Raw genomic sequence first — 1,454 nt, 5'->3', positions numbered from 1 at the left:
CCTGCAAGCTATTCCACTCGTTGGGCAGCTCCGATAAAGCAGAAAATCGTGCGTGCAGCCCAGCGGCAAAATCTTCGGCAACCCGTTCGACGGCCGCTATCGCCGAATTGACGTCAAGGTCCACCACTGTTTCTTCACTCACACCGCATCCGTCTCAATCGCATCGTTTCGTGGAAGCAGGTGTAGCACTACAGTCATTAACAACTGGTCGTTTTGCACCGCTCTTCGCCCCGCTCAACCCGGCCATCTGGTTTGCGTAGTTCTCCCGGGTGTTCTGGTCGACCACGGCAATTGGCGCGGAAAGGATCAACCCGGCTGCACTCCCCGCTGCCGCCGCCGTTCCGGTCGTGGCGGCGAGAAGTTTGTCGCCGAGCCCGACCCTGCTGTCGGTCAAGGTCTGGCCTTGCGATATGCGCGCACCAATGAGCTGCACGATTTGTGGGGATTCGGCGAACTTGCTGTGGTGAAGCCTGTCTCCAGCCTTGATTTTTGTGAGGTCAATCACCGCGATCTTATTCGCTGCCAATTCCTCCTTGTAGGGCGATTGTTCYGGATCGATGGAGCCTATTCTCGGGATGTCCCCCCACACTCGCCGGGACAGCGCCAAGGCGCGGTCATCGCGGGAGACAAAGAGAGTGAACTGGGGGCGCTGCGGTCCCATGTCCGCAATCTGGGAGCGGAAAACATCGACATCGACATCGGCATCGGCAAGCATGACGTTCTTGAATTTCGCCGGCAGTCTGCCGTTGCGGATGGCCATCTGGCGCAACGACTCCAGGGCAAGCCAATTGCCCATGGAGTGGGCGAGGATGGAAACATCCTTTATCTCAGGATCTTTCGCCAGATATTGGAACAGCGTTTCGAGGGCATTTCTCGTGTAGTTGGTGCTCTCGCGGTCATATCCATAGGCCAGCAGGCTGCCGCGCGAAGGCCACGTGACCAGAACCGGCGTATTGGGTATGCCGGAATCCTGCATGATTTGTGCGAAACGATAAACCGAATCCTCAAATCGGTTGTTGAATCCGTGAATGAAGACAATGACGCTGTGATCCGGATTCTTCCTCACCAAAAAGTTCAGCCTTGACTTTGCTGCATCCAGCGGCAGCGCGTCGGCCTTCAGGACTGCAAAGTCCGTTGCAGGATTGGAGGGAAGCCTCTTCGGCCAGGAGACTTCACCGATTTTGCGCACTTTGCTCGGCGGGATCGATACGGTGATGTCGGCAAAGGAAGGGGTAAGCCCGCGTTCGCCGCTGAACATTTGGCCGGGGACGCTGGAACGGCTTCGCGTCGTCGTCACCAGCATTTCGACTTTGGTTGTGCCAGAGGACGTCTCGGCGACAGGCAGCAGTACGTTTTTCGGTCGCCCGGCACAGCCCGCCGTCAAAACGGCGAGCACAAGCATTAAGGTCCACCCCATACCGTATCGCACCATGATCACGGTGCCGGATTTAGAG

1 protein-coding gene is annotated in these 1,454 nt (G+C 57.5%); it reads right to left on the bottom strand.

Annotation, left to right across the window (positions count from 1 at the left end):
- Positions 1-154 precede the first annotated feature (154 nt).
- A complete protein-coding gene (locus ACXJ5O_RS26870; protein WP_457302574.1) occupies positions 155-1,432 on the bottom strand; it encodes an alpha/beta hydrolase in 1,278 nt (425 codons plus the stop codon).
- Positions 1,433-1,454: the final 22 nt, after the last annotated feature.

It is taken from the genome of Phyllobacterium sp. P5_D12, assembly GCF_054049495.1.
Note: the sequence above shows the minus strand (reverse complement) of the source record. Positions and strands in the feature narration are given on the sequence as shown.